The 22100-nt window shown below is 42.3% G+C and carries 24 protein-coding genes and 1 riboswitch; of the genes, 15 read left to right on the top strand and 9 right to left on the bottom strand.

The genetic code is table 11. The annotated features are described in order from the left end of the window. Window positions 1-115: 115 nt before the first annotated feature. Genes BLR82_RS03325 through BLR82_RS03315 form a run of 3 tightly spaced genes read left to right on the top strand, consistent with a single transcriptional unit; the run spans window position 116 to window position 3458 of the window. Window positions 116-1072 carry an AAA family ATPase gene (locus BLR82_RS03325; protein WP_245693633.1) on the top strand — a complete coding sequence of 319 codons (957 nt, stop codon included), beginning with the start codon at window positions 116-118 and terminating at the stop codon, window positions 1070-1072. After that, on the top strand, window positions 1069-2268 hold the full coding sequence (locus tag BLR82_RS03320; RefSeq protein WP_074597569.1) for a DUF58 domain-containing protein: 1200 nt from the start codon (window positions 1069-1071) through the stop codon (window positions 2266-2268). Before BLR82_RS03325 ends, BLR82_RS03320 begins: the two co-directional genes overlap by 4 nt. Beyond that, complete coding sequence (locus BLR82_RS03315) at window positions 2265-3458, top strand: hypothetical protein (RefSeq protein WP_074597568.1); 1194 nt, start codon at window positions 2265-2267, stop codon at window positions 3456-3458. The genes BLR82_RS03320 and BLR82_RS03315 overlap by 4 nt, the downstream gene beginning before the upstream one ends. A gap of 86 nt (window positions 3459-3544) precedes the next feature. On the opposite strand, the gene BLR82_RS03310 is transcribed toward BLR82_RS03315, so the two are convergent. After that, entirely contained in the window at window positions 3545-4060 is a 516-nt protein-coding gene (locus BLR82_RS03310) for a GNAT family N-acetyltransferase (protein ID WP_074597567.1), read from the bottom strand. Window positions 4061-4234: 174 nt separating this feature from the next. Here BLR82_RS03310 and BLR82_RS03305 point away from each other — a divergent pair, with 174 nt between their 5' ends. From BLR82_RS03305 to thiT, 6 genes are all read left to right on the top strand, one after another. Further along, window positions 4235-4468, top strand: a complete 234-nt coding sequence (locus BLR82_RS03305; RefSeq protein ID WP_074597566.1) for a phage holin — start codon at window positions 4235-4237, stop codon at window positions 4466-4468. A 16-nt stretch (window positions 4469-4484) separates the two neighbouring features. Further along, the gene (locus BLR82_RS03300) at window positions 4485-5606 is read left to right on the top strand and encodes an N-acetylmuramoyl-L-alanine amidase family protein (protein ID WP_074597565.1); all 1122 of its coding nucleotides are present in this window, start codon (window positions 4485-4487) and stop codon (window positions 5604-5606) included. A gap of 260 nt (window positions 5607-5866) precedes the next feature. Next, the gene (locus BLR82_RS03295) at window positions 5867-7660 is read left to right on the top strand and encodes a M3 family oligoendopeptidase (RefSeq protein ID WP_074597564.1); all 1794 of its coding nucleotides are present in this window, start codon (window positions 5867-5869) and stop codon (window positions 7658-7660) included. A 235-nt stretch (window positions 7661-7895) separates the two neighbouring features. Next, complete coding sequence (locus BLR82_RS03290; protein ID WP_074597563.1) at window positions 7896-9083, top strand: cation:proton antiporter; 1188 nt, start codon at window positions 7896-7898, stop codon at window positions 9081-9083. Between the two features lie 87 nt (window positions 9084-9170). After that, entirely contained in the window at window positions 9171-9584 is a 414-nt protein-coding gene (locus BLR82_RS03285; protein ID WP_074597562.1) for a universal stress protein, read from the top strand. A 99-nt stretch (window positions 9585-9683) separates the two neighbouring features. After that, a riboswitch (TPP riboswitch) is annotated at window positions 9684-9785 on the top strand. Between the two features lie 96 nt (window positions 9786-9881). Then, entirely contained in the window at window positions 9882-10457 is a 576-nt protein-coding gene (gene thiT / locus BLR82_RS03280) for an energy-coupled thiamine transporter ThiT (protein WP_074597561.1), read from the top strand. A 337-nt stretch (window positions 10458-10794) separates the two neighbouring features. On the opposite strand, the gene BLR82_RS03275 is transcribed toward thiT, so the two are convergent. Then, entirely contained in the window at window positions 10795-11154 is a 360-nt protein-coding gene (locus BLR82_RS03275) for a YflT domain-containing protein (protein ID WP_074597560.1), read from the bottom strand. Between the two features lie 185 nt (window positions 11155-11339). Here BLR82_RS03275 and BLR82_RS03270 point away from each other — a divergent pair, with 185 nt between their 5' ends. The 3 genes from BLR82_RS03270 to BLR82_RS03260 all read left to right on the top strand — a co-directional run bounded on the left by BLR82_RS03270 (window position 11340) and on the right by BLR82_RS03260 (window position 14931). Next, the gene (locus BLR82_RS03270) at window positions 11340-12197 is read left to right on the top strand and encodes a DUF1028 domain-containing protein (protein WP_074597559.1); all 858 of its coding nucleotides are present in this window, start codon (window positions 11340-11342) and stop codon (window positions 12195-12197) included. 183 nt (window positions 12198-12380) lie between these two features. Continuing rightward, on the top strand, window positions 12381-13808 hold the full coding sequence (locus BLR82_RS03265) for a hypothetical protein (RefSeq protein ID WP_074597558.1): 1428 nt from the start codon (window positions 12381-12383) through the stop codon (window positions 13806-13808). Window positions 13809-13950: 142 nt separating this feature from the next. Then, on the top strand, window positions 13951-14931 hold the full coding sequence (locus BLR82_RS03260) for a zinc-binding dehydrogenase (protein WP_074597557.1): 981 nt from the start codon (window positions 13951-13953) through the stop codon (window positions 14929-14931). A gap of 97 nt (window positions 14932-15028) precedes the next feature. On the opposite strand, the gene spoVAE is transcribed toward BLR82_RS03260, so the two are convergent. The 5 genes from spoVAE to BLR82_RS03235 form a co-directional block, all read right to left on the bottom strand. After that, entirely contained in the window at window positions 15029-15379 is a 351-nt protein-coding gene (gene spoVAE, locus BLR82_RS03255) for a stage V sporulation protein AE (protein ID WP_074597556.1), read from the bottom strand. Continuing rightward, window positions 15376-16395 carry a stage V sporulation protein AD gene (spoVAD, locus tag BLR82_RS03250; RefSeq protein WP_074597555.1) on the bottom strand — a complete coding sequence of 340 codons (1020 nt, stop codon included), beginning with the start codon at window positions 16393-16395 and terminating at the stop codon, window positions 15376-15378. Before spoVAD ends, spoVAE begins: the two co-directional genes overlap by 4 nt. Next, complete coding sequence (gene spoVAC, locus BLR82_RS03245) at window positions 16395-16859, bottom strand: stage V sporulation protein AC (RefSeq protein ID WP_175486740.1); 465 nt, start codon at window positions 16857-16859, stop codon at window positions 16395-16397. Before spoVAC ends, spoVAD begins: the two co-directional genes overlap by 1 nt. A gap of 16 nt (window positions 16860-16875) precedes the next feature. Next, entirely contained in the window at window positions 16876-17349 is a 474-nt protein-coding gene (locus BLR82_RS03240; RefSeq protein WP_074597553.1) for a YhcN/YlaJ family sporulation lipoprotein, read from the bottom strand. Window positions 17350-17593: 244 nt separating this feature from the next. Beyond that, entirely contained in the window at window positions 17594-18598 is a 1005-nt protein-coding gene (locus tag BLR82_RS03235; RefSeq protein ID WP_074597552.1) for an aldo/keto reductase, read from the bottom strand. A gap of 173 nt (window positions 18599-18771) precedes the next feature. Here BLR82_RS03235 and BLR82_RS03230 point away from each other — a divergent pair, with 173 nt between their 5' ends. Further along, complete coding sequence (locus tag BLR82_RS03230; protein WP_074597551.1) at window positions 18772-19218, top strand: hypothetical protein; 447 nt, start codon at window positions 18772-18774, stop codon at window positions 19216-19218. 24 nt (window positions 19219-19242) lie between these two features. Here BLR82_RS03230 and BLR82_RS03225 read toward each other — a convergent pair whose 3' ends face one another. Next, window positions 19243-19998, bottom strand: a complete 756-nt coding sequence (locus BLR82_RS03225; protein ID WP_074597550.1) for a hypothetical protein — start codon at window positions 19996-19998, stop codon at window positions 19243-19245. A gap of 270 nt (window positions 19999-20268) precedes the next feature. Between BLR82_RS03225 and BLR82_RS03220 the strand changes: the two genes are divergently transcribed. Then, on the top strand, window positions 20269-20628 hold the full coding sequence (locus BLR82_RS03220) for a hypothetical protein (protein WP_074597549.1): 360 nt from the start codon (window positions 20269-20271) through the stop codon (window positions 20626-20628). 44 nt (window positions 20629-20672) lie between these two features. On the opposite strand, the gene BLR82_RS03215 is transcribed toward BLR82_RS03220, so the two are convergent. Continuing rightward, complete coding sequence (locus tag BLR82_RS03215; RefSeq protein WP_074597548.1) at window positions 20673-20855, bottom strand: hypothetical protein; 183 nt, start codon at window positions 20853-20855, stop codon at window positions 20673-20675. A gap of 167 nt (window positions 20856-21022) precedes the next feature. Between BLR82_RS03215 and BLR82_RS03210 the strand changes: the two genes are divergently transcribed. After that, window positions 21023-21601: a class I SAM-dependent methyltransferase gene (locus BLR82_RS03210; protein WP_074597547.1), complete on the top strand. Its 579-nt coding sequence runs from the start codon at window positions 21023-21025 to the stop codon at window positions 21599-21601. The last annotated feature ends 499 nt before the right edge of the window (window positions 21602-22100 follow it).

Genomic DNA, 22100 nt, shown 5'->3' with positions numbered 1-22100 from the left:
GACAGTTCATTGATCATAAAAGCAGGAAAAATTATTGAAAATTTCGTCGATTCCTCCCTTTTTGCTTATTAAAAATGATAAAATATGTAAAAAGACATTCTAAGGGGGAAGTATGGTGGCATCTTTACAGGCTAAAATTAATGCAGCAAAACAGGAAATCGGAAAGGCAATCATCGGAAAGGAACTAGCTGTAGAACTGCTGTTCACAGCTATATTGGCAGAAGGGCATATCTTACTCGAAAGTGTGCCTGGTTCTGGGAAAACAAAGCTGGCCAAAAGCTTTGCAACAATCATCTCCGGAAAGTTTCAAAGGATTCAGTTTACGCCGGATGTACTGCCAAGCGATGTAACAGGTATCCAATTTTATAATCCAAAGACGCAGGAATTTGAACTGCGAACAGGTCCAGTCTATTCGAATATTTTACTTGCCGATGAAATCAACCGTGCTACACCGAAAACGCAATCAAGTTTGTTGGAGGCAATGGAAGAAAAGCAGGTGACGGTGGATGGTGAAACAGTAGCACTTCCTGCCCCATTTTTAGTGATTGCTACTCAGAACCCTGTCGAAAGCAACCATGGTACTTTCCAATTACCAGAAGCTCAGTTAGATCGTTTCTTATTTAAAATTGATATGGGCTACCCATCTTTAGAGGAAGAGCGGACAATCCTCGATACATACAGGGAAGCAGAACCTTTTACAGAACTGAAGAAGGTTATAGAGCTTGAAGAACTGGTCGATTGGCGGAAGCAGGTAAAACAAGTAACAGTTTCGCAGCCTGTCCGGGATTATTTACTCAAGCTGGTAAGAGGAACCCGTGAGCATCATGAGATCGAGTTGGGGATTAGTACCCGGGGGGCCCTGGCATTGATGAAAGCAGGACAGGCCTATGCATTAATCAAGGGAAAAGAGTATGTCAGCCCGGCGGATATAAAGTTGCTCACCCCTTATCTGTTTGAACACCGTCTGATTTTGAACATGGAAGGCTCTATTCGTAAAACGCCAGCCCAAGTATTAGAAGAAATAATCGGACAAATAGACGTCCCAGTGGAAGCAGGAGAGCCTGTATCATGAAGCTGGAAAAAAGAATCGGCGATCAGTTGAACTATGGTTATGAACTAATGGTTTTCCTGGTCATCGTTATTTTTGTCTTCAGCATTATTTTTAATCGTCCCATGTTATTCGGTCTGGTAGCAATGATTACCGCATATTTATTTATCAACAGGCTTTATGAAAAGAACATTGGAAACCGTTTGGTGATCGATAACCCAGCGAAAAGCATCCGGTTATTTCCAGGAGAAGCGAATGAAATTTCATTTTCATTCAATAATCATTCCCGCTTACCAATAATGAATGGCAGGTTGTATTTTGCGATCGGCGATGTGATAGAAGGGAAGGGGGATAGCAATGAAAAGAATGCAACCCATAAGTATGGGATTCCCTTTTCAATGGCCAGAAAAGGAAAAACGAAGGTTTGCTTTCCTTTCACGGCAAAACAACGAGGTACAGCACGAATCCATAATATTCATTACTTATTTCCCCATCTTACGGGATTTGACACAATCCGTTTGAATTTCAACGGCTTCTATCGTACGGAGTTGATTGTCTATCCGGAACCCTTGCCGGTGCAAGGGGTTCAAAGTGCGTTTGTACAAGCACCGGGGAATCAGCGTGCGGTCATTTCCCCTTTTGAAGATACAATGGATGCAGCTGGAGCACGAGACTATGTTCATTCTGACTCTTTTTCCCGGATCCATTGGAAGGCGACTGCTCGAACGATGAGGCTTCAGACCAAAGTTTATGAACGCAGTCTGGATTTCACCTGGGTAATGGTCATTAATTTGGGAGAAACAAGCAGACTCGGCAACCGGTATTTTTCTGCCTCTATGGAGAAAATACTTTCCCAGGTGACCTATTTCTGCCATGTTGCTGTGCAAAAAGGATACCCTTTTGAAATCTATCTCAATTTACAGCGGCCAGGCAGAAAGCGATTCTTCTCAATAGAAGCTGGAAGTGGAAAAACACATCTAAAAGAAGCGTTGGAGATGCTGGCAAGAGTGGATAAAAACTATAAGCTGGAAACTCCAGGTTCATTGCTTCATTTTGTTGATAACCATATGTATAAACAAAAATCTGTTGTTTTTTTCGGAGAAATGGATGATGCATCCAAACATTATGCCAATAAGTGGTGTAAACAAGGGATGCCAGTGTTTTATGTGGAAGATTCGACAGAAACAGGATCGATGAAAAGTTGGGGGGAATACCGATGAATCATACAGCCCTCACGATTACTCGATTCTATCAGTTCACAAGTGAAGCGATACTCATTTATTTGCTGGCGGTACCATTTTTATGGGTATTTCATCTGGACTATCCATTTTGGAGTTATTTTCTTCTCGTCTGTATCCATGCGGTTACCGGTATATTGATTATGCGGTTTACTGCTATGATGGGTGCCCTCATAATCCTTGCTATCGGAATTGCTGCAATGGCTGTTTTTTTCTTTCACATCCCTTGGCCAGCAGCTGTTATTACAGGAGTTTTACTGTGCTGGAGATTTATGAAACACCAAGAGGATGCCGATCATGAACAGGAAAAAACCATTCTTGGTCTAAGCTTTTTCATGCTATCAGGTTACCTGCTCTTAAGCACCGATATTACCTTTCTGGCAATTGGCCTTGTACAATTTGTACTGATTTTGTCTGGGTTTTTACTTCGCAATGTTTTTGGAATGGAAAAAGACCAGGGATTCGGTGTTTATATCGTAAGCGGAACGTTAGGTGTTTTCGCTGCAGCTGGACTGGTTATAGCCTTTCTATATAATGGTGTCCGATCCATTTATTTATTTGCCGGTGGATTGTTGTCTTCATTGGCAGGAGGGGCAATGGCAGCTTTGCTGCGTCCTTTTGATTTGGAGCCCGAGCTGGTGAAGACAGAGCGGAACGGAAATACGCTGGAGCAAAACCAGGGGGCGGAGGATCCATTACCAGAGCGTCCTGATGATTTTAATGGAGAAGCTGCGGATCGAATTTTTCATATTATGGAATGGTTGGTGATCATCGGTGCGTTGGCCATCATTGTGTGGATAGTTTTAAAGATTTACCGCAAGCGGATACAAATCGAAACAGTTGATAACTCTAAAACAATGGTTACTTATGAAGCGCTGTCTGATCAAGACAGACAAAAGGGATGGCGACTATTTAAAAGGCAGAAACCGCAGATAGACGATACTGTCCGCCAATTGTTTTTAGAATTTGAATTGTTTGCCGCCAAAAAAGGACTTGGCAGAAAGCGATTTGAGTCGATAGAGGAATGGTTCCATCGAATTGATTTACAGGTAAACGACACAGAACTGTATCAACGGGTTCGATATGGAGAAGAACAACTGCAAGAAGAAAAAGTAGCAGAATTTCGGAAGGAAATAGCAGGATTGACCTCCCGCTTAGAGGAAAGATTGTAGCGAATGAAAATAGAGGCACGGACTTTTGTTAGGCAAATTGGGATTCGAAATAGGAAATGCATCCAGTTTTTCAATGGATGCATTTCCTATTTTTCGTTTATTTCCTCCGTATCCCTCAATGGGCAGGTCATGACGATAAATTCAATATTATTGTTCATAAATGCGCCTTGTATGGTGAAACCCAGCCGTTGGTATACAATTACAGCCCGTTGATTGAAGGCAGCGACGGTTAAACGGAATCTGTCGGGTTGAAATGTTGTACTGCCGAATTCCATGCCCCTGGACAGGAAACTGGTGCCAAATCCTTTTCCGGTTAAATTCGGTCGGAGACCAAGTCCGATATCAAGAGCGGTTCCGCCATAGAACCCTTCTTTTTTTCCTGCAGGAACCTGCGCACTTTCCCCGTAACAGTAATATCCTATCAACGATTCATTCACCCTCGCCCCATAGTAGGAGCCGTTTAATAGTTCATTGATTAATGCAGGACTTCCGTCATGACTATATAAGTCATAAGGTTCTTCATATTTCCAGGATGAAATCTCCCGTGCGCTTTCCTCGTTTAATGCATCGATAGTTACAGGTAATCCTCCGATCAAGTTCATCGCACCTTACTCCTGTCTTCAAACAATTATATTAGTGAAACTATTTCTATTGTAACACAGATAGATGCGGATTCCTGTTGAAAATACGATAGCTGCCGTGACCGAAGATGCTTAATTTGATTCTACTATTAGGAGAGGTTTTATGCTTCCAATCTGGACTGAGGAGGTGACGAAATGGACAAAGGAACATGGATCAGAACCGTTGTATTGGCTTTGGCTCTTGTAAACCAAGTGCTTGTCATGTTCTCCAAGTCTCCACTTCCAATCGATAGTGAAATGGCGGAGCAAATAACGGCCAGTATTTTCACAGTCGTTACTTCTGTCTATGCATGGTTTAAGAACAATTATGTAACGAAGAAAGGAAAGCAGCAGCGGGATGTTCTAAGACAAAATGGGTTAACAAAATAAAAGGAGGGATCGGTAAGTGGCGCCTATCTTAATCATTGACCCCGGACATGGGGGGAACGATCCAGGCGGCGGTTCCAATCAATATTGGTCGGAAAAAGATCTGAACCTGCAAATATCGCTATACCAGTTACAACGGTACCAGGAGCTGGGTGTTCCAGTCGCTATTACTCGAACAAAAGATCAAACCCTTACTCCAGAAGAAAGGACACGTTTGGTTATAGACAGTGGAGCCGACTATTGTCATTCCAACCATATAAACGCAGGGGGCGGAGATGGAGCAGAAGTCATCCACTCCATTTACAGCGATGGCAAAATGGCAAAATCGATAGGAGAAGAATTAAGGAAGGCAGGACAAAATCTACGGAATATTTATACGAGAACACTGCCCGACAATAGTAACCAAGATTACTATTTTATGATCAGGGATACAGGAAAAGTAGAAACGAACATTATTGAATACGGATTTGCAGATTCAAAGGGCGATGATATACAGCAGCTAAGAGAGAATTGGAGAACATTAGCAGAGGCAGTTGTAAAGGCATTTTGTCAATTTACAGGATACGAGTACCAATCGCCTTCTGGACCAAGTAATAAGAACGTTGGGAGCAAACCGGTTAATGTCCCTCCGGCAAAACAACCATCGACCCGCAGCTCTGTCGGTCAAACGCTGTTTCTTCCAGATGATGCGAACTCCTGGCGTGTTTATCCTTTAGGTGTTTCTCCGGTAAAAGGTAATGAAAAAGGGTTTCTAAGACCAGCAAAATTTGGTGGTTTAGAATACAGGATTGAAGGCACAACCCAGGCGAATGTTTACATCATTGAGACAGCAGACTTTGGCAAGGTTCAGATATATGCACATCCAAGCACAGGTGCAAAAATTGTCCTGGGAAATAAAAACAGTAATAATCAACCTGCTTATGCAGGCCACAGAGTGGAAAGTAAAGTGAATGACTTGCGGTATTACAATCGACCTTCTTGGAGCGATACCCATATGGTCAACACGATTGATAAAGGTTACGGGTTTCCGGAAATCGTTGACAAAGTGAAAGTTGGCAAAAGCTATCAATATAAAGTCAAAAATTCCAAAGGATCGGTTTATTATCTCACAGCCAATCCCTCATACGTTCGCGTCATATAACTATATCAGCATGAATCATGAATAGGATGAAAGAAAACCGGGGGACAGAAGAAAATAGGGGGACAGTCCCCCTTACTGTAGAATCTGCAAAAGATTGCAGGAGAAGAGGCGATGAGGGACTGTCCCCGCAAGCGATTTCAATCTGGTGAAAAAAGCGGTATAATAGAATACCAAAATAGGGAAATAACAAGTAGGAATCTTGGGGAGTGAGCTGTCCCTTTCTTTCTTGCTATTTTGCTAGAAAAAAGGAGAGGTGTTGGATGAATAGCAGATATAATCCACGTTGGGACTTGGAATCTATTTTTCCCGGGGGAAGCGAATCGGCCGAGCTTCAAAATTACATAGCCGTTTTGGAAAGAGATTTGGATCAGCTTTCCCAACAAGTAAAAGGGTTTCCGCTGCCAGAGGATCCTGCGGATGTCGCTTATTTGGAGAGCGTGATAAGTTTACTAGAGAAAGTGTCCAAGCAAGTTGGCGAGGTGTCAGCTTTTGTCAGCTGCTTGACGGCTGAAGATGTACATGATTATAAGGCAAAACTTCTTGTCGGAAAAAGAAGTGAACTGAGCGCAGCATATTCTGCGAATTTGACAATCCTTGACCGTAAATTTGTACAGATTGATTCCGATGTATGGAATGGTCTCCTTCAACAACCGACCATCGCTCCGTTTTCGTTCATCCTTGATGAAAGACGGCAAAATGCGATGGACAAACTGCCGGTTGAACAGGAAATACTGTTGAACGATTTGGCAATGGATGGTTATCACGCCTGGGGAGAAATGTATGATGCCATTGTGGCAAAAATGGGAATAGATTGGGAACAAGATGGAAAGAAAGAACGGCTTTCCATCGGACAGGCGGCTAACTTATTGAGTAGTCCAGATCGAAATGAGCGTAAGTCTGCATTTGATAAGTTGGAAAAAGCATGGCTGGAGCAAACAGATTTGTTCAGTGAGACGATAAATCATCTAGCCGGCTTTCGTCTGCAGACATACAAACATCGTCATTGGGAAAATGTTTTGCAAGAACCTGTCCGGTATAACAGGATGAGCGAGAAGACGCTAAATGCGATGTGGGAAGCAATATCCAATCATAAAACGCCGTTTGTCTCATATCTCCGGCGAAAAGCTGAATTGCTGGGGCTGGAAAAACTGAGCTGGTTTGACCTCGATGCACCTGTAGGGGAAAATAACAAGACAATCGAGTATGATGATGCTGCGAGAATCATTATTGAACAATTTAACCGTTTCAGTACCGGAATGGCAGAATTTGCCCAGATGGCCTTCGATAAACGCTGGATTGAAGCAGAAAATCGTCCTGGTAAACGCCCTGGAGGTTTCTGCACAAGTTTTCCTGATAGCCGGGAAACACGCATTTTTATGACGTATTCTGGTACGTCCTCGAATGTAGCTACTTTAGCACATGAACTCGGTCATGGGTATCACCAATTCGTGATGAATGATATTGAAATACTAAATCAGGATTATGCAATGAATGTGGCCGAAACCGCTTCTACGTTTGCTGAAATGATTGTAGCCGATGCTGCTGTAAAAAATGCAGAAACAAAGGAAGAAAAAATTTCTTTGCTGGATGATAAAATTCAACGTAGTGTGGCATTTTTCATGAACATACATGCCCGTTTTTTGTTCGAAACAAAATTTTATAATGAACGTAAAAAAGGTCTTGTCTCTGCTGAACGCCTGAACCAATTGATGAAACAGGCACAAAAGGATGCATACTGTAATGCGCTTTACGGTTATGATCCGACTTTCTGGGCATCTAAACTTCATTTTCATATTACCGATGTTCCTTTTTACAACTTTCCTTACACATTCGGTTATTTGTTTAGCCTCGGCATTTATGCCGATGCATTGGAATCTGAACAAGGTTTTGAGGACAAATATGTGGCTCTATTAAGGGACACTGGACGTATGAGCGTGGAGAAATTAGCTGAAAAACACTTGAATGTTCACTTGGACAGGATGGAATTTTGGGAGAAAGCCATTCAATTGTGCAAGGACGATGTAGAAGAATTCTTAAAGCTTACAGAGGCATAAAGACTTGTTTTTATATAGTATGGAATCAGCGGAACAACCCATGGTTGTTCCGCTTTCCGCTTTTCCAGTTAAGTTTTTTCGATCAGCATACTCCTTGAATAGGGATACAAGGTGTTATCTGGGAGATTGTTAAAAGGTAGCAGAAAAAAACATGGATATACTACAGTTTAAGCCGCTCGGTTTAAGGCTAAAAGAATAGGTATAGATATGAATGCTGTAGAAGGGAGTCTTAGTCTTGCTAGCACACCAGATCGTTTTACTATTATTCATTGGTTATATTGTTTTTTCCATTGACAAAAAACAGAAATATTTTCCGGTACCGATGGTATTGGTACTGTTAGGAATCTTGCTATCGTTTATATCTTATTTCGATTCTCTCAAAATTACCAAAGAGATTATATTCAATGTTTTTTTACCGGCCTTATTGTTCACTTCGGCATACCAGTTTTCGCTCGATTCGTTAAAGAAAAATAAATGGATCATTGCTACGCTTACAACTGTTGGATTAATGGCGACAGCTGGACTTCTAGGTGTCGCCATCTATTTCATCAGTGGGCCTTTCCTTCAGATTTCCTTTGTAGGAGCGTTATTAATCGCAGCTATCCTGACACCAACCGATCCTGTTTCAGTTGTTTCCATTTTAAAGCAATCGACTGGAAATGAAAAAATAGCCGATATTGTTGAAGGAGAATCGATGGTTAACGATGGAACAAGCATCGTTATCTATTCGGTGCTTTTGACAATGTATAAAAGTGGAGAGTCCTTCTCGGTCGGATCCTTTTTAGGAGAATTTATACTCGTTTCTGCAGGCGGGATTATTCTTGGGATTATCTTTGGCTGGCTCCTCGGCCGGGCGGTACACTATACGCATCATAAACAATATCAGGTAATGCTCAGTATTATCGTCGCGTATGGAAGCTTCCATATCGCAGAGAAAATAGGTGTTTCCGGTGTCTTGGCAACGGTAACTGCCGGAATTATGCTTTCTTGGGAATTCGGCAAATCGGAGAAAGAAGACTACTTCCATGATTCACTTGATGGGTTTTGGAATATTGTTGAGCCATCTGTATTAGCCCTTATTTTCTTGCTTATCGGTATAGATGCTGCAGATTATCTTGCATTTCCAGGCTGGGTACTTGCCTTTATCATTTTTGTTTTATCGCTTGTTGTCCGTTTCCTTGTCTTGGCAGGTTTTACGAGCGCGGTACCTGCCTGGAGGAAGAATTTTAGTGCCGGTGACGTTGGGTTGATTACCTGGTCTGGAATAAAAGGGACGATGTCGGTAGCGTTATTGTTGGGATTAGAAGCTGGCGTGGATAACGATAATGTTCTGGTATCCTTGACTTTCGCAGCTATCTTATTGTCGTTAGTCATTCAAAGTGTCGGCGTTTACCCATTGACGAAAGAAAAAGAACAATCATAAACCTGTGAACAAGGAACCTGATTTTTTACCGACAGATGGTGCCCTTTTTCTTACTAATTGAATAGACTGCAATAGAGGTGAACGCCCATGCAGAATATTTTTTTGGTTCCAGTGGATGGAAGTGAACAATGTTTAACGGCAGTTGATCATGCGGTCGAGGCAGCGCTCGTAAGTGGTTATGCAATCCAATTGTTGAACGTCCAGCCGAGAATCCATACACAGTATGCGCAAACAAAGGTCGGGAAAAAGACGCTGGAAAGTTATAAAAAGGAAACCTCAGACAGAATACTGTATCAGGCAGAAGCAAGAACAAAAGGGCGGGTAGAGGTTGTCTGCAAAACACGTTGGGGAATACCTGCTGAGGAAATATGTGAAGAGGCAAGAGGGATAGCGGTAAAAGGGATTTTTTTAGCTCCGCGAAAGCCAAATAAAAAGCTTGGAAGCGTGACTTATAAAGTTTTGCAAAAGTCGACTGTCCCAGTGACTGTCATTCCGGTCTGACAGAAAAGTTTCGCACATTGCGGTGAGGAGAGCAATATCGTACGTTTTGTGATATCTAGCAGTTTTCGTTATACTGTGACTAACAAAAAAGATGATACGAAAGCCTTCAGGGGGAGCCAACAGGCTGAGAGTGGACACAGACGTTCAGACCCTTTGAACCTGTTAGTTAACACTAGCGCAGGGATGGCGGCTTTTTTGATGGCGCTGTAAGCAATGCAACGGGTAATTCCATCAGGAAGCTTCCCCTTTTGCATTGCTTATTTATTATTGATTATAAACGGATGGAGGGACTGTAAGATGGAATCAAGGCAAACATTGTTTTTGGTCGAGGTAGCTATTATGTCTGCTATGGCACTCGTTCTTGATATTATTCCTTTCCTGTCGTTTAAAATTTGGCCGCAAGGCGGATCTGTATCCTTAGCTATGATACCAGTGTTTCTTGTTGCTTTCCGGTGGGGGATGAAAGGGGGGCTGTTAAGCGGTCTGTTGTTCGGGGCGTTTCAAGTTGTGACCGGCACAGCTTATATTCTTACACCTTTACAAGGATTGATAGAATACGGTCTGGCCTTTACTGCTCTCGGTACTGCTGGAATTGTATCAACAAAAGTGCAGACAGCATTGAAAGACGGTAAACATTCAGTATTTTTTGTGTATATTGCACTTGGTGTTCTTGTAGGATGTACCTTGCGTTTTTTGGGTCATTTGTTGGCCGGGGTATTTTTCTTTTCGGAGAATGCACCCGAAGGACAGCCGGTTTGGCTCTATTCAGCGATTTATAATGGTTCTTACATGCTTCCGGCTTTTATATTGAGTTCGATAGTCATTTCTATTTTGTTCTATAAACAGCCACGGTTGGCAGAAGCGAGACCATGATAAGATCGAAACTAAACTATAAGGAAGAAAATGAGGGGGAGGTCTCATGAAGGAACTAATCGGCAACTGTGTTCGTTGTAATAAAGCAGTTTATTGTAGAGATGGTTTTTTTGACGGTGTCCACCATAAGGGGAAGCTATTTTGCATGGATTGTAATGAAAAGGTCAAATTGGAAGAATCAATGAACCGATAAGTAATGCTACAGTATCTCTATTGTGGTAGATATTCTGAACACAATATCAACAGGTGTGTAACCTTTCCTTGTAAAGAATATACCTATTTAGCAAAAGGGGCATGTCCGCAAAAACCTCTCTTTTGTGACAGCCCCATTTTCTCTCTAAAGGGTATCGGTCAAAATTTGTTCTACGTTATCTGTATTGGTAACGACTAGTAAAATTTTCCCTTCGTCTAATTCTTCCTCATAATTGTTAGCTTCTACATCAGATAAGCCTACTTCTTTCAGCTTTGTACGAAGCTCGTCCCCTTTTTTATTGAACAGATTACCAACGGCACTTTTTAAGTTCATCTCGTTTAATCCGATGGTGTTGGCATCTGCATTACCTGCAACACGCTTAGTCCGATCGCTGTCATGGGCAAGAACATATACATTATCCTTATCAATGCCCTTTTGACTTAACTTGTTTACATCTTGCTGTAAATGTTCGTCGTTTGTATATTTTCGAATAAATGGTGACATATAACGTCCTCCTTTTTATTTTTCGTTTCGTAAATAAAAATACCCTTCCTGCAAAGAATGAAACGCTTTGACATGGATCTTCAACTTTCAATAATGTCAGAAAAGGACTAATTTTCAGGTAAATACATTGCTGTTGTCAGTAATTTTGTTCTAAAATGAATGCAGATCATTAAGGGGGAATACACATGAAGAAAAATATCGTAGCAACCTTTTCCATTGTCGGAGTGGATCCGGAAACTGGAGAACACGGGATAGCTGTTCAATCAAAGTTCATTGCGGTAGGATCTGTCGTGCCATGGGCAAAGGCCGGTGTAGGGGCAGTAGCGACCCAGGCTTTTGCCAATCCTTCATACGGTCCGCGGGGTCTTGAACTTCTTGAAAAAGGGTACACACCAGAAGAAGTTGTGGATCTTTTGACAAAAGATGATCCACAGAGGGAAGAACGGCAAGTTGGTATTGTGGATGCCAAGGGAAACAGCGCGTCTTATACTGGAGAACAATGCTATGATTGGGCAGGTGGCATCCATGGGAAAAATTTTGCAGCCCAGGGAAATATCCTCGTAAATGAAGCCACTGTTTCCCAAATGGCAAAAACCTTTGAACAATCACAAGGAACGTTGGCTGAACGGTTGCTGTCATGTCTGCAAGCTGCCCAAGAAGCTGGTGGGGACAGTAGAGGAAAGCAGTCGGCGGCTCTGTATATTGTGAAAGATAAGGGAGGATATGGCGGGTTCAATGACAGGCTTGTTGATTTATTGGTTGATGACCATCCAGAACCTATCCAAGAAATTACCCGTCTTTACCAGCTGCAGCAGCTTTATTTCGGTGAGACGAAACAGGAAAACGTACTTCTTATTGAGGGAACAACAAAGCAGAAGGTAATTTCTGGTTTGGTGAACAAAGGATACCTTAGAAGTATGGATGTATCTGAGGAAGAGCTTCAGAAGAGACTGACGGAATACCTGCATACCGAAAATTTTGAGGAAAGGGAATTAGAGCCGGGTAAAATTGATAAAGAGGTATTGGATTTTTTAAATAAGTAGTAACGTTACCCGTCTTGGCGATAGAGGCCAAGGCGTTTTTTTTAAGGATAGCTCTGTAAATCAAGTATGATTCCCAGGGAAAAAGTCTGGGAACTCCATCATGGGTGCTCCGGAACTCCAAGATCTTCGATTGCATAGGCTATAGCACACATAAGCAGTACCAATCGAAGGGGGCTCCTTGCTATGGAATTGACTATTTCCCATTGGTTATATGGTTTTTTTACGTTTCTCATTATCCTAACCATGATTTTTCGTAAAGGCGTGGTATTGCCAACGCTTCTGGGTACCTTTCTGGTCGCCTGGGTTTTCAAAGGCAGCGTCATCGGTGGATTTACAGCCATTTTTAACGCCAATCTTGTAGCTGCTAAAGAACTGTTTAACATCTTTTTGATTATCACGTTTATGGTTGCGCTGCTTCATTCCTTAAAGGACTTGGATGCAGATAGACGAATGATTCAGCCGATCCAAAGGGTTATGGTCAATGGGCATTTAGCTTTTTTTGTATTAGTTGGTGTTACTTATGTTATTTCTCTGTTCTTTTGGCCCACCCCAGCTGTACCGCTTATTTGCGCTCTTCTCGTTCCAGCCGCCATACGGGCGGGGCTGCCTGCAGCTGTGGCAGCGGTTGCTGTAGCTCTAGCCGGGCAAGGCATGGCTTTGTCATCTGATTATGTCATTCAAGTGGCGCCCGGCCTATCTGCAGCATCTGCCGGAGTGGAAACGGCAGCCGTATTGGAGAAAGGACTTGTATTATCAGTAATAACTGGTGTAATCGCTATTTCCGTTGCTTACTTTTTCAACCGCCGGCATATTCGTTCGCAAAATGATCCCAGAAATGACGATGAATTAAGCAAGATGCGGGGGATAGACAATCAAGATCAACCGTTAAATGATAAGCAGAATGTCCCGCTTTGGGGTAAATTTTTTGCTGTAGTTGTCCCATTATCTATGTTGGGCGTCATGATATACATGGTATCAACAAAGCTTACATCCGGAAGAATGGGAGGATTCGAGGGAGGGGACGGTGCTGCCTTTATCGGTGGTGTCGCAGTGGTATTGCTTTTATTATCGACCGTGGCATTTGGCAAGCATCGAGCATTGGATTATATCAGCGAACATATTACCAATGGGTTTGTCTTTGCTTTTAAAGCGATGGGCCCTGTGATTCCGATTGCTGGATTTTTCTTTCTCGGAAGCGCTGACTTTGCCGGTTCCATTCTTTCCGTCGAGGCAGACAAGACCCCTGGGCTGCTGTTTGATTTAGTGCAGTCTTTACAAGCATATCTTCCAGAGAGCTCAGTATTGGCAGCGTTTAGCATTTTGATTATTGGGATGGTTACAGGACTTGATGGCTCTGGATTTTCTGGCTTGCCGTTGACGGGAGCATTGTCTGGTGCTCTTGCGGACGGAACAATTGATCCGTCCGTACTTGCAGCCATCGGTCAAATGGGATCGATTTGGACTGGGGGAGGAACAATTATCGCCTGGTCTTCATTGGTTGCCATTGCAGGATTTTGCGGTGTACCGGTCATGGAACTGGTACGAAAAAACTTTCTGCCTGTAATGAGCGGATTATTTATATCAACCGTACTGGCACTATTTATATTCTGACACCAACTAACAGAGGGGCAGTCCCGGTAAAGGGGAGGGACTGTCCCTCTGTTTACCAGTGAACGAAATGTTTCGAGTTGGGGGAAGACGTATGGTACCATAAAAAAAACTCTACATAATTTTATTAAGAAAGGATGATTGGATGAAAGCTTTTGTCCATCAAGGTGATACACTTGCTTATGAAGAAATAAAGGAACCTGTGGCTGGCAAAGGAATGGTCAAAATCAAGCTGAAAACGGCTGGTCTGAATCATCGGGACCTAAATATACCAAAACGAAGAGGCAGCCAGCCTGAACCATTAGTGTTGGGATCAGATGGCGCAGGGACGGTTGTCGAAACCGGAGAAGGTGTTACCCGAATAAAGGAAGGGGACGAAGTGATTCTCAATCCGGGCTTGGGTTGGTACCATAACAGTGATGCACCACCGTCAGGTTTTGAAATCCTGGGAATGCCGGATAATGGCACGTTTGCTGAATATATCGTGATAGCAGCTGAGCATGTTGAAAAAAAGCCGCCTTTTTTGACATGGGAGGAAGCAGGAGTACTCGCTTTGTCTGGTTTGACAGGTTACCGGGCCTTGTTTACTAAAGGAAGCATCCAATCAGGGCAAACCTTATTCATTCCCGGGGCAGGCAGTGGGGTTGCAACTTTTTTGATCCAATTTGCGAAAGCTAAGGGCGTCCGTGTTATTGTTTCTTCCAGAAGTGAAAAAAAGCGGGAAAAAGCACGCGATTTAGGTGCTGACAGGGCAATCGATACTAACGGCGATTGGCAGGAAGCTTTAGCAGAAGAAAAAATCGACCTCGTGATTGACAGTGTCGGACGGGCTACTTTCAACCGGTCACTGGATGTTTTAAAAAAAGGCGGCAGACTAGTCAGTTTTGGAGCAACAACCGAAGACGATATTACGATAAATATCCGAAAATTTTTTTATGGACAATATCAATTGCTTGGCTCCACAATGGGGAGCAGAGAAGAATTGCGTGATATGCTTCGCTTCATGGAGGAACATAAGATCCGTCCAGTAGTAGGAGCAACCTTCGATTTAAAAGAAGCAAAAGCAGCGTTTGATTATTTGCAGGAGGCAAAGCAGTTTGGCAAGGTGGCGATCCGGATAAACTGATTACGAGTTTATTGTACAAAACGAGATCCCGTTCCTTAAAAGGTTATCTTTTTAGGAATGGGATCTTTCTATTTTACCAACCATCATTTTTGCTGAATCACCCTTTTGGCTTAAATAAAATAGCGCCGATCATGCCAAAAATTATTGCTGCAGTGATACCCGAACTTGTCATTTCGAACATACCAGTGACAACTCCGATTAAACCATGCTGTTCAGCTTCCTGCATGGCACCATGAACCAATGAGTTGCCAAAACTGGTAATAGGAACGGTAGCACCAGCACCCGCAAAGTCGATAAGTGGTTCGTAAAGACCAAAACCGTCAAGCAAAGCTCCAACTACTACCAGAATACTGAGTGTGTGGCCGGGAGTCAGCTTGAGAATGTCGAACATCAACTGTCCGATTACGCAAATAAGTCCCCCCACTACGAATGCCCAAAAAAACATCATTTCGTTGTTTCACCTCCGGATTCGATTGCTACAGCATGGGCAATACAGGGTATCGACTCTTTCTGCTGGGTAGTAAGCGGTGACAATAAGGCTCCGGTGGCGACAACCAATATACGGTTCAATTCCCCTCTGTTCATGCGATTAAGGAAGTGGCCGTAAGTAACGACAGCGGAACATCCGGCCCCGCTTGCCCCTGCGTTGACATGCTGATCTTTGCTGTAAATAGTCAAGCCGCAATCTACATAGTTTTCATCGTGAATATTCGTTCCATTCTTTTTAAAAAGATCCAAAGAGATTTGGCGTCCAATATTCCCTAAATCACCAGTAATTATTAAGTCATAGTGGGAAGGCTCAAGGTTTAAATCGTTAAGGTGTGCTTCAATGGTATCCACTGCAGCGGGCGCCATAGCTCCACCCATATTAAATGGATCATTCAAGCCCATATCGATTACTTTGCCGATAGTAGCGGAAGTGACAACAGGTCCTTGTCCAGAATTGCTTAGCAAGGCGGTTCCTGCCCCTGTCACTGTCCATTGGGCAGTTGGAGGTTTTTGTCCGCCGTACTCGGTGGGATATCGGAATTGTTTTTCAACGGCTGCATTGTGACTGGAAGCCCCGGTTAATACATAGTTCGCGCCACTGGCATTTACTAAGAACGCACTAAGTGCAAGTCCTGCCATCGAAGTGGAACATGCTCCAAAAAGTCCCAAATAAGGTGTCCCCAATGTTTTGGCCGAAAAGCTTGTCGGGGTAATTTGGTTGATTAAATCGCCGGCGAGAAAAAATTGAATTTGATCTTTTGTTATCCCTGCTTTGTCAATTGCTTGTTGAGCTGCTTTTTCGAGCAATACTTTATGTGCCTTTTCAAAAGAATCCTGTTCCATATACAGGTCGGGATGGAGCAAGTCAAAGTCTTCTGCTATGTTCCCTTCAGCCTCGAAGGGTCCGCCAACAGTGCCTGTCGAAATGATTACCGGCTTATTGGCGAATGTCCAAGTTCGTTGGCCAGTTAGCATCATATTACCCCCCACTGAATAAGTAGTGTTTTTATCAATGCAATGACAAATGCAGAAAACACGCCAAAGAGAATGACAGAACCAGCTAGCTTAAACATGTTGCCGCCAACACCGAGGACGAATCCTTCCGTTCGATGTTCAATTGCTGCCGCTATAACTGCATTGCCGAATCCAGTTACCGGCACAGCAGAGCCAGCTCCCGCAAATTGTGCAAGTTTATCATAGGCGCCGAACCCTGTTAGCAACATGGTAATAAATATAAGTGTAGCCACAGTGGGATTGCCTACATTTTGCTCGGTGAAATGGAAAAAATGAATATAGAAAGTAGATATCAATTGACCAAAAGCACATATCAGGCCACCGATAAGAAACGCTCGAATACAATTTTTAAATACCGGCCGCTTTGTTTCCCGTTGCTTGGCGAATTGTTGATAATCTTGGTTCGTTTGTTTGTTGGAAGTCATTGTCATCCCTCGTTCTTTATGCTTGATCTGAAATCAATTTCTTAATCCTGTTGGTTTCCTGGTCTAACTTTTTCTTCGATAAATCCTCTGTTTGCAATTGACTTTCAAGCTCGTCCAGCTCTAAGTAAATTTTTTTATCGGTAGACACAGTCACTTTTTTTTCCTTAAACTTATTTTCCAAGTCGGAAGTGATTCTTTTTTCTAATTTTTTCAGGTTAAAGCGATCCATCTGTCGGACTTCTATTGCGACAAGAATTTGTTCAGAAGTGTTGACTCCGCGTGCTCCAATAACTTCTTCATTTTTCAAAACGCTTCTTTTGGCTTGGTTAGCTATTTCCTGGCTGACTTCTGCTTTGTTGCTGACTTGCGTTAAGTCGTAGTCCGGTTCACTGCTTGCACTGCGTCCGTCCTCGTTATCTGTACAGCCTGCCACTGAAAGGAAAAACACTAGCAAAGCTGGCAGAGAAGCTTTTTTCCATATTCGTTTCATTTGCATCACCTGTATTAGTAAGTATGAAAAGCCACAGCAGGAACTGGCAGTAAATTTCCTGCTGTCTTAGCATGAACCTGTTGCAGGTAAATATACTTTCTATTAATTACCTTTGATAATTAGTTCAGCAGTATGCCAATCAGGAGAAAAGGGAGGGGATGGGATTGGTTAAAGTAGGCGCACATAAAAAATTGCAGAGAAGCCAGAGGCCTCTCTACAAGCTGTTAAGTCAATATTTTGTCCCTTATAATTGTTGTTTATTAGGTGGAGCCATAAATTCGACGCCTATAGGGGATTTCACTGTCCGCATCAGGATTTCGTCTATATCCCTCATCGTTTCGTCATCGATAGAGAAATCCCAAAGATCATCTAATGGTGCCAATTGATCGGGATGCCGGGCGCCCCATAACGATAAAGTAGAACCGGGTTGTTGTAAGTTCCAACGCAAAGCTAACTCCAGCACATTTTTTTGAAATCTGTCCTGGGCTAGTTCATCTAATTCTTTGACTGCCCTCAAATATTGCTCAAATCGAGGGGATTGAAATTTTGGATCCGTATCACGACGGATATCTCCTTCAGGAAAACGGCTTTCTTTGGTCATCTTTCCCGATAAGAGCCCTCTGGCCAGCGAACTGTAAAGAAACGCTGTCAATTCTTTTTCCTCCGCATAGGGAAGGAGTTCATTCTCACTATTTCTTTCGAACAAATTATGTGGTACCTGGATTGCATGGATGGGTGCTGCTTCCCGAAAAATATCCATTTGCTCGGTAGTGAAATTACTAAGACCGATTGCTCGTATTTTTCCTTCTTTATAAAGATAATTCAATGCTTCCGCTGTTTCATAAAAAGGAGTCAGTGTATCTGGCCAATGGATATGGTACACATCGATATAGTCGGTTTGAAGGTGGTGCAGGGTTCGTTCGATATCCTTGTGAATAAAGGATTTGCTGGAATCCCGGAACACTCCGTCCTTTTCGTTCCAATTAAGCCCTGTTTTAGATGAAAGGATAACTTCGGAACGATCGAGGGAGGAGGTTTGCAGCGCCTTGCCAATTAATTTTTCTGCTTTTCCAAGTCCGTAACCAGGAGCTGTATCAAGCAGTCTTATCCCTTTGTCAAAGGCAGCATGTATGGTTCTTTCCGCTTCCTGTTCATCCGTGCCTCCCCACTGGAAGCCTCCGATTGCCCATGTTCCCAGTCCAATTTTACTCGTTTCTATATTAGTTTGTTTCATTGTCATATTTTCCATGATTTCCACCTCCATAAATAATGGGCACTGATAAAGCAATTCCCGATATTACTGTCATTCAATCTTAAAAAAATTGTCGGCAATATGAAACTTTTTCCATAGGTCCATCGTCTATAATATAGGATGATGGTAATACATAGAAGGTGGTTAAAGTAAAACAGAGGGGGAGAAAGATGGTAAAGAAATTGCTGATGATTTGTACTGCATTAGCTGTTATTGGGGGAGCGGCAGCATATTGGTTTGTAGAAACATCCAGTGCAAAGCTGGCGGAACCTGTACAGGTTAGCGAGCAAATGGAGGATTTTATTATGCATGTTCAAGTTGAAAAAAACGAAGAGGGATTTCAAGTTTTAAGATCACTTGAATATATAGGAGATGAGCCGATTGTTTTATCTCATCGTACTCCATTGATATCTCTCCGTGTCAATCACGACACGAAGAACTTCACAGGCAGTCCGGTCACCAAGGAACTGAACCCCGGAGATGTCTATCATCCCCAGGAAGCAAAAGTATTCAACCCCTTAAAAAAGGGTAGTCACACTTTGTATATGGATTGTGAATTTTATATTGACGGAGAGCGCAAAAACATTAAAGCACATAAGGAAATGGTTTTTCAATGATAACAAAAAAGTCCGAATTTTCAATCATTCCACAGTCAATTCTATCGTTTTTGTCGGTTGGTCGGATTGATACCAGGTTTTAAGCGATTCTTCGGTATCCGATATGGCTGGTACCGTCACGGTTAAAACCTGGTTGTTTTTCCAGGATGCGGACAGAATCGGCCAATGATATTCATTTTTGAACGGTTCTCCGTTATCCATCAGCGTCCTTTGCCTGCTCATTTGTTCCAAGTCGATAATCACCATCTTGTCCTTGGAAATTTCTGGTTTCAAGCCAGTATCTTTTCTGTTGAACAATAATAATAAAAGGTCGTTTTCAGGTGAAATAGAGGCGGATTTAAACATCGCTAAATCTGCTGCAAGGTAAGAACCGCCTTCTTCCTGCTGATTCAGAAGTAGGTAAGAGCAACTATCCTCCCTACAGGAAAACTCCAAAAGGTAAATTGTATCCTTATCTGGTATATCAACTCTTGTTAATGCCATATCCTCAATTTCCGCGTCTCTGTCTGCAACCGCAGATAAGTAATGCTTCAAAATCGTGACTTGATTTAAATCAATGACAACCTGTTCGTTCGGTAAGGTGAATTCAAGCAGCATCTCTTCTTGCCCTGAATCCTCATCCTTTTCTTCCGTCTCTTTTTCTACTAAGACAGGTTTTTTTTCTGTTGCATCCGCTTGTTCTTCTGATTTGACCATCACTGGCTGTGTATCATCATCTGAACAGGCAGCAACCACCATAACGAATAATAACCCGATCAAAAGCAGCAAACCTGCACGCATCCGTGTCAACTCCCGCACCTCATTTTATTTGCTTTGTTATCATTATACAGAAAAATTCATGAAAAGATTAGAAATACGTTCTCCGGTTATTCAGGATAAGTTCGGCAACCCTTTCGATGTAACCTTTACATGTGATAAGAGAGTGTAGCCTGTCATCTATACCTGTCTGAAAGGAAAGAGTTTCTAATTTTTCAAAAGTGGTAAAAGTATTTTAGAGTGATTATTGATAGAATGAATAAAACATCTTTAATGGCAGGGAAGGTGCTGACAATGGGGAACTTAATTGATTTTGACCAAAAAAGAACGAAGAAAAGAATGAAAGAACTTGCGCAATCGAAAGGCATCGTTTATGAAATTTATTTAATTGTGGTAAAGTATGTTTATAAATATGCTGATAAAGAACGAGTTGACGCCAGTGATTTCTTGACTACAGAAGCAAGTTTATCCTACTTGTTTGCTGGAGACAGGAACAAATTCAGACAGGCTTATGATGAGTTAATGCGCTATTGGGACTTGACCAACGTTTATAATCGGGATGTCATGGAAGGAAAAGAATTCCAGCAGTTTAATACGATTGGAGATTTATGTTTTTATATTGAAGAAAAAGTAAACAAACAAAAAGGGTTGTAGCAACCACCAATGAGGGGCACCAAAGGGTGCCCCTCATTTTGTCTTCAAAGTTTTTCCGCCTCATCCGTCTCGTGTTCGGCGCCACGTTTGATGTAATCTTCATTAAATGCTTCCAGTTCTTCTGTAGTCATATCTGTATCGCTGTTTTTCCTTTTTCCAGTTGTTTTAAAATACACAATGACACCGATAACAAAGGCAAGAATGATAAGAATAAAAATCCAAGTCATACAGTATTCCCTCCTCTTGACTGGTCTTTACTATATTTTCCCTATATTGCTGTTTCCTAATCGACAGGTTTCAGAGTTTTTCAAGAACCTTCTAAAAAGTGGAGGGAGTTTGAAGGATGAAATAAAAGGCTACATATCAGTATACTTATCAGGGAAAGGGGATAAACATGGCAGGAGAATTATTTTCCTATCAAAAAGCAGATCAATTATTGAATCCCGAAAGAGAGGAATTAGTTCCGATTGATCAAGTTATCGACCTGTTGAATTTGCAGGGAAATGAAAAAGTGATTGATCTAGGGGCGGGTAATGGTTATTTGACTATACCTATAGCCAAAAAAACCGATGACCGAGTGGTCGCTGTGGATATCCAACAGGAAATGCTCGAAGAGCTTGCCGATCGAGCTGTCGAGCAAGGACTCGAGAATATAGACAGAATGCCAAGTGGAATCGATTATTTGAATTTTCCCGATAATTCATTCCAGAGAGGCGTTGCTGCATTTGTCTTTTATGAAGTGAATGAGCTGGAGCAAGCCTTGCAGGAAATCCATCGGGTAATCAGTGAAGAGGGGAGGCTGCTTATCATAGAATGGGAAAAGTCAAACCATGAAGAAGGGCCCCCGTTGGACGTACGGCTTCCCAAAGAAGCATTGCAGGAAAAACTGGAGTCTGTTGGTTTTTCCGTGTCCAATGGTAATTTAAACAGCAATATTTATTACATGGTAGTGGAAAAAGTAAAACACTTATAAAAAAGATGTGGACTTGTTCTGAAAGACGGAGACGCGTTCGGCCAAAAGTCTGAGAATTAATCCATCCGAATAGCGTTTTGAAAAAATCCCCGGCTTTTTATAATGAAGTTACCTTATAAGAAGCGGGGGAACAAATGTGAATATTTATGAAATGGAAGTCGAATTGGAACGACGAAAACCAAAACAATTTAATAATGGATAAAGATGGCGGAACAAAAGCATGGTCGTCAAACCAAAAACCGAACGAATAGTAAATACTAACTGAATTCGTTCGGTTTATTTGTGTGTCCTTTTTTTATTCTGTTATTTTTGTATGCAGAGTATCGCTACAGCAAGATATTCCGCGTTTGCCAAGTTAGCTGATGGCATGCCCGCGGAAAGCGAATTGCCTTATCGGAGTGGAACGTAAAAGGGAAAAAATACAAGTTAGAGGTTCTCTTAAGTTTTTAGGGGAAGCAAGGCACCCGGGGCTCTTTTTTTGCGAGATAGAGAAAGGTGC

It is taken from the genome of Sediminibacillus halophilus (assembly GCF_900103695.1).
GTDB classification, from domain to species: domain Bacteria; phylum Bacillota; class Bacilli; order Bacillales; family Amphibacillaceae; genus Sediminibacillus; species Sediminibacillus halophilus.
Note: the sequence above shows the minus strand (reverse complement) of the source record. Positions and strands in the feature narration are given on the sequence as shown.